The organism is Microseira sp. BLCC-F43 (assembly GCF_041929235.1).
Classification (GTDB): domain Bacteria; phylum Cyanobacteriota; class Cyanobacteriia; order Cyanobacteriales; family Aerosakkonemataceae; genus Microseira.
On the sequence record NZ_JBHFNP010000171.1, the window covers coordinates 23,343 to 29,484 of the forward strand.

The following is a 6,142-nucleotide window of genomic DNA, read 5'->3' on the forward strand; positions in this document are numbered from 1 at the left end:
ATTAGCAATTAGCAGTTAGCAATTAGCAATTAGCCAGTTTATAACTAGCAACTTGCGTTAATAGCTAATCGGCTCTGGAGGCAATTAGCAATTAGCAATTAGCAAGCGAGCAATTAGCCATCCATACACTACCGATCTCTCGCGGACATGATATGATGCCACGCCTTGCCCCTACAATAGCAGGATGAACGAGGGAGATTTTCCTATGATTTTCATCAACCCCAAAACAGATTTTGCCTTCAAAAAAATCTTTGGTTCAGAGCAAAGTAAACATATTTTAATCAGTTTTTTAAATGCTCTGCTCTAAGAAGGTCAGCCAAGGATTGAAGACTTGGAAATTCTCAACCCCTATTTAGCACCTAAAATCCGAGGGGTGAAAGATACCTATTTAGATGTCAAAGCCAAAATTACTGGCGACAAAACCGTAATCATCGAGATGCAGGTGCTGAACGTAGAAAGTTTTGAAAAGCGGATTTTGTATAATGCGGCTAAATCCTACTCGGTGCAACTCCAAACTGGGGAAAAGTATAGCCAACTCAACCCTGTAATTGCCCTGACGATTACAGATTTTGAAATGTTTGAACAATTTGATCAGGTTATTTCCCGCTTTGTTTTAAAAGAAAAAGATTATTTGGTAGACTAACTGAACGAGGAAGTTGAACTGGTATTTGTCGAGTTACCCAAATTCAAAAAAGGATTGGATGAACTGGAAACACTGACAGATAAATGGATTTATAGCGGATTGCACTCGAATGAGGTACACCTTCGTTTGTCTAGCGGCACCCTTAAGGGTGCCGCTAGACAAACGAAGCGATAACGCTTTCCCTCACGCCCGTCGCAAACCGCTATACTTTGTCAAAAGCGCTAGAGAATTACAGGCAGTTCCACAGGTGATGGGAATTGTCCCGGAAATTCAACAAGCCTTTACGATCGCCAATCAAACTAACCTCAGTCCTGAAGAGTTGGAAGATTTGGAAAGACGCGAGATTTTTATCCAAGATATGCGAGGTGCGATGACTAAAGCTGTCAACCAAGGGATTCAACAAGGGATTCAACAAGGTGCAAAAGATGCTCAAATTGAAATTGCCCAGCGACTGCTAAATATCCTAGATGTGGAAACAATTAGTCAAACAACAGGACTGAGCATTGAGGAAATCCAAAGCTTGAGAACGGCAGAGGGAGAATAGGCGATCGCACTGGGGTGCGATCGTAAGTAATATCATGTCCGCTTGAAGACCCATAGTTAGGACTGACGCTAAGGACGCGGGGAAACGGGGACGCTCTGATTTTTAATTAAGGGCGAAAAGCCTGACATCATATAATTGGTTGAGACTGACGCGGGGACAACTTACGGGGAGAAAGGAAAAATTTTTGGCATCAGACTCACCAACTATTTTTGACCGCACCCATCGCGCTATGCCTAAACTAGGATTGGAGTAATCCGCCGTTGAGTCCTGCGTTATGCCCTCGCCGTTTCCCGGAATGGACCCGTACTTGGAACAAGCAGTATTTTGGTCATCGTTTCACACGCGATTAATTGTAGCGATCGCAGACACTATCGCTCCCAGTCTACGCCCAAAATACTACGTGGAAGTAGAAGCACGTACCTATCTTGACGAAGCAGATGAGGATGTGTTGGTGGGAATTCCAGATGCACTAATCCTTTCCTCCAGAGCTAACTCATCTGTACTTCCAGAACCAACAGCATCGGGTACGATAGTTCAACCCCATCCCGTACAAATTATACTACCCATGCCAACAGAGATTAAAGAACGATACCTGGAAGTACGGGAAGTAGGAAGCGACGCCGTCATTACAGTAATTGAAGTTTTATCACCCAAGAATAAACGCCGGGGTGAGGGTCGAGTGGCGTATGAAAAAAAGCGACGCCAAGTATTAGGCAGTTTCTCCCATTTAGTTGAAATTGATTTGTTGCGGGGTGACTTGCCAATGACCGCGATCGGCGTCCAAACTCGAACCGATTATCGCATTATTGTTAGTCGTGCCGACAGGCGTCCTGTTGCCGATTTGTATGGGTTTGGTTTGCGAGATGTTATCCCTAGTTTCCCGCTGCCTTTAAAACCAGAAGATGAAGAATTACTGGTAGATTTGCCAACAATTTTCCATCAGGTCTGCGATCGCAGCAGCTACGATCTGCGGATCGATTATCGTCAACCACTGCCTCCTCCTGCCTTGTCTGAACCCGATCGGCAGTGGGTAGACGCATTACTTCCACCGTTAAGAGTTTGACAGCATTATGGACGATCGGGCGCAGGCGGCAAATCCCCAAATTGCGTTCGATAGCGCTCTAGTAAAGCTGCCAATTCCTCAGCTCGTTGGCGTTCCGATTCAGCTCGTTGGCGTTCGGATTCAGCTCGTTGTTCTGCTTCCGAGCGGGCGTTGATTTCTTGATGCAACGCTGCCGCCAATTCTGAGGGAATGAGTAACTTTTCTCCCGTATCTTCCCGATAAAATCCAATCAGTTTGTCTTCTACTTCCAGTCGCAGTTGCAAAGGTTCGCTGCGCCTGTCGGCAATGAGTTCGTAGCGATCGCCTCTCAAACGATATCCTCGCAATTTCTCCTCAACCCACTCTCCTTTCGGGTCAAACAACCAATATTCTTTGACTTCCAATCTTTCGTATAAATCTTTTTTACTCGTTCGATCTTCCTCTTGTGTTTTCTTCGAGGTCATTTCAAAAACCACTTGGGGAACTTGCCGTTCTTCCCACAGTTTGTAACTATCTCTTCCCCCCGGTTCTACATCGTAGATTACCATTACATCCGGTGCTACTCGCAATTTTGGATATCCTTGGGCGTAAAAGAGGTTTTGATTAGCTAGAACTGTAGCTCTGCGATCTTGCAGGTACTGCTTCAACACTTCCAAGGTGGTGAGAATGGCATATAAATGGTCGTAGGTTTCAGCCAAAGGTTCTCCGTCCGAGCTAGGATAGACAATTTCGTTGGATTGGGAAGGGGTGGGTTGAGGAGGGAAGCCAACAGCAGTCATGAGGATTTTCCCAAAGTGGTATGAATCTATTGTAGCGATTTTACCTTAGCCGAACGCGAAAATTGTGACAGCGATCGCCAGCGTAATTTGGTGGGATGACAGAGATTTTTTGAGATGAATTAAACAGCTTCAATCCCCCCACAAAAGTTACCGAAAACTGAAACAACTCCAGAGATTGTGGAAGCAACTGGGTGGGCGATCAACGAGCGAGGGTAAGTGGAATTAGTGGCTAATGCTGCTAATGGCAGCAATTCGTGGCGCACCTACCAACTGTCATATCATGTCCTGAGGTATCGGTAGTGTATGGATGGCTAATTGCCAGCTTGCTAATTGCTAATTGTCAATTGCCTCCAGAGCAGCCATTAGCGATTAGCTATTAGCAGTTACACAACCGTTGCAAGAGGACATGATATCAGACGCTGCCGCGATAACTTTTGCCCTGACGCCATCTGCCGCGCCACCCAACGCACAATCGGCGGCTTTCAGCGATAACCGTTATACGCACCCGTTGCGTACACCAGGGTAATTACCGATGAGGTTGGCGCAAGCAATTGAATAAACTACTGGTCAGTCAAGTCGCAATTACTTAGAAGTGGTGCAGGTATAGTCATGAAACTATGGTGTTTGCAGGGTGTGGCGATATGCCTAACGGCACACTGCGTGAACGCATCAACTTTGCTCTTCCCCTTGCCTGGTAGAGCGCAGATTACACCAGATAATACTTTAAACGTCAACTCGATTGTCACCCCCAACGGCAACACCCTCACCATCGAAGCGGGAAGTCGCGCCGGGGGCAATTTATTCCATAGTTTTACAGAATTTTCCCTTCCTACAGGCAGCGAAGCATTTTTTAACAACGCATTAGACGTTCAAAACATTTTCAGCCGCGTTACGGGTAGCAATATTTCTCATATCGACGGATTAATTCGAGCCAACGGTGCGGCTAACCTATTTCTAATCAATCCCAACGGGATTATTTTTGGCCCGAATGCAAGGCTAAATATTGGTGGTTCTTTTATTGTTAGTACCGCCAGCAGTATTAACTTTGCCGATGGTACTTCGTTTAGTGCTACCAATCCTGCTGCTGCACCACTGTTGACAGTCAGCGTCCCTGTGGGTTTGGGATTTGGCAGCAATCCGGGAGACTTCGCACTTTCTGGCACGGGTCACAATTTGCGGGTGGACAATGCCTTAATTCCCCCCACCATCCGCAGCCGCGAAACAACGGGGTTACAAGTTATACCTGGAAAAACTTTAGCCTTAGTGGGTGGAGAAGTAAATCTCAACGGCGGCATCCTCACCGCCGAAGAAGGAAGAGTAGAAATAGGCAGCGTCGGCGCATCCAGTTTAGTTGGTATCAATTCAATCGCGGCTGGATTTGCCCTCGATTATTCTGGCGTACAGAACTTCCGGGATATTGCCCTAACACAGCGCAGTCTGGCAGATAGCAGCGGCAATAATGCCGGTTCGATTCAAGTACAGGGTAATCGGGTCAGCATTAGAGATGGTTCGGTAATTTTAGTCAAAAATCAGGGGACTCAAACAGCAGGGGAAATCAACGTCCGTGCCGACTTATTAGAAGCGATTGGCACGACTCTTGACGGGAGAATTCTCAGCGGAGTAATCAACGAAACAAGTGGAATCGGTGCGGGAGGTAATATTACGATTAATGCCAGACAAGTGCGGGTGCAAAATGCGGGTGTTATCAGCAGCAGAACCTTTAGTAGCGCACCTAGTGGTACTGTTACCGTCAATGCTTCGGAGTTAGTGCAGGTAAGCGGATTTGCGCCAAATCTGACCAACCGCGTCAGTACAATTAGTTCGATTGCTAGAACTTCCTCTGGGAATGCCGGAGAGGTGAAAATCTCAACAGAGCGACTGGAAATCCTCAATGGTGGAGTTGTATTCGCTGCTACCTTTGGCAGTGGTGCAGGGGGCAACGTCACCATCAATGCCGAAGCAATTGCGATCGCAAACACCACTCCAACGTTTGACCGCAGCGCCATATCTGCTTCCAGTTTTGGCACAGGTAATGCAGGCAACATCACCCTCAACACTGGAACCCTAAACATCGACAATGGTGGTACAGTATCGAGTTCCAGCTTTGCCACAGGTGTAGCTGGAAGCATCGCAGTCAACGCCAGCGAGTCGATCCAGTTGAGTGGCAGGGTAGCAGGCGTAGGTAGCAGTAGCATTATATCGGCAGTTTTTCCAGCAACACCAAATAACCAAAGGTTTTTGGGACTTCCGGCGATACCCAGCGGCAACTCTGGTAATGTTACACTCAACACGCCAGTTTTGAGCGTTACCAATGGTGCAAACCTCGGCGTCAGGAATGATGGCATCGGCGATGCTGGTAAGCTTAGAGTCAATGCTGGATCTATCTTGCTTGACTTTGGCGGCAGTATTAGTGCCTCTACCAATTCGGGTGAAGGGGGTAACATTACCCTGTCGGTGCAAAATTCGTTAATCGCCCGCCACAATAGTCAGATTACAGCAACAGCAGGCGGTACGGGCAATGGCGGCAACTTGAATATTAATTCAGATGTCATCATTGCTCTAGAAAATAGCGACATCAGTGCCAATGCGGTACAAGGCAGAGGCGGCAATATCCAAATCAGCACACAAGGCATCTTTGGCACAGAATTTCGTCCCCAACAAACCCCAGAAAGCGACATTACTGCTTCTTCTCAGTTCGGACTTTCGGGCAATGTGGTAATTTCCAACCCAGAAGTAGAAACTAAATCTTTTCTAGTTGAATTGTCACAAAATCTGCTTGACACTAGCGAGCAAATTACCACGGGTTGTGCTGCCGATGGGGGCAATACCTTTAGCATCACGGGAAGGGGCGGATTACCAGAAAACCCTAGTTCAGCACTTTTAGGTCGTGCGGTATGGTGGGATAACAGAGATTTATCCCAGGTGAGTCAAACAGCACAAAAGTTACCTCTAACTGAAACAACTCCAGAGATTGTGGAAGCGACTGGTTTCCGCATCAATGCACAAGGTCAGGTGGAATTGGTGGCTGATGCTGCTAGTGGCAGCAATTCTTGGGTTTCCCCTACCAACTGTCAGACACTGCCACTATCATCATCGGGTTTACGCAATCCTTAACGACACCTAATATCATGTCC

4 protein-coding genes and 1 pseudogene are annotated in these 6,142 nt (G+C 46.9%); 4 read left to right on the plus strand and 1 reads right to left on the minus strand.

Translation table 11 applies throughout. The annotated features are described in order from the left end of the window. Positions 1-205: 205 nt before the first annotated feature. From ACE1CM_RS24645 to ACE1CM_RS24655, 3 genes and pseudogenes are all read left to right on the plus strand, one after another. Positions 206-733 (plus strand): annotated as a pseudogene (locus ACE1CM_RS24645) (Rpn family recombination-promoting nuclease/putative transposase); the annotation flags it as partial. Between the two features lie 19 nt (positions 734-752). After that, positions 753-1,187 (plus strand): hypothetical protein, encoded by a 435-nt coding sequence (locus ACE1CM_RS24650; protein ID WP_374881299.1) that lies wholly within the window; start codon positions 753-755, stop codon positions 1,185-1,187. A 274-nt stretch (positions 1,188-1,461) separates the two neighbouring features. Then, positions 1,462-2,250 (plus strand): DUF4058 family protein, encoded by a 789-nt coding sequence (locus ACE1CM_RS24655; protein ID WP_374881291.1) that lies wholly within the window; start codon positions 1,462-1,464, stop codon positions 2,248-2,250. 5 nt (positions 2,251-2,255) lie between these two features. Here ACE1CM_RS24655 and ACE1CM_RS24660 read toward each other — a convergent pair whose 3' ends face one another. Further along, the gene (locus tag ACE1CM_RS24660; RefSeq protein ID WP_374881293.1) at positions 2,256-3,008 is read right to left on the minus strand and encodes a Uma2 family endonuclease; all 753 of its coding nucleotides are present in this window, start codon (positions 3,006-3,008) and stop codon (positions 2,256-2,258) included. A gap of 609 nt (positions 3,009-3,617) precedes the next feature. Here ACE1CM_RS24660 and ACE1CM_RS24665 point away from each other — a divergent pair. After that, entirely contained in the window at positions 3,618-6,122 is a 2,505-nt protein-coding gene (locus ACE1CM_RS24665; RefSeq protein WP_374881295.1) for a filamentous hemagglutinin N-terminal domain-containing protein, read from the plus strand. The last annotated feature ends 20 nt before the right edge of the window (positions 6,123-6,142 follow it).

Bases quoted from the DNA above. Each gene is read 5' to 3' on its own strand.
- ACE1CM_RS24650 (WP_374881299.1), top strand. From the start codon at position 753: ATGAGGTACACCTTCGTTTGTCTAGCGGCACCCTTAAGGGTGCCGCTA.
- ACE1CM_RS24655 (WP_374881291.1), top strand. From the start codon at position 1,462: ATGCCCTCGCCGTTTCCCGGAATGGACCCGTACTTGGAACAAGCAGTA.
- ACE1CM_RS24660 (WP_374881293.1), bottom strand. From the start codon at position 3,008: ATGACTGCTGTTGGCTTCCCTCCTCAACCCACCCCTTCCCAATCCAAC.
- ACE1CM_RS24665 (WP_374881295.1), top strand. From the start codon at position 3,618: ATGAAACTATGGTGTTTGCAGGGTGTGGCGATATGCCTAACGGCACAC.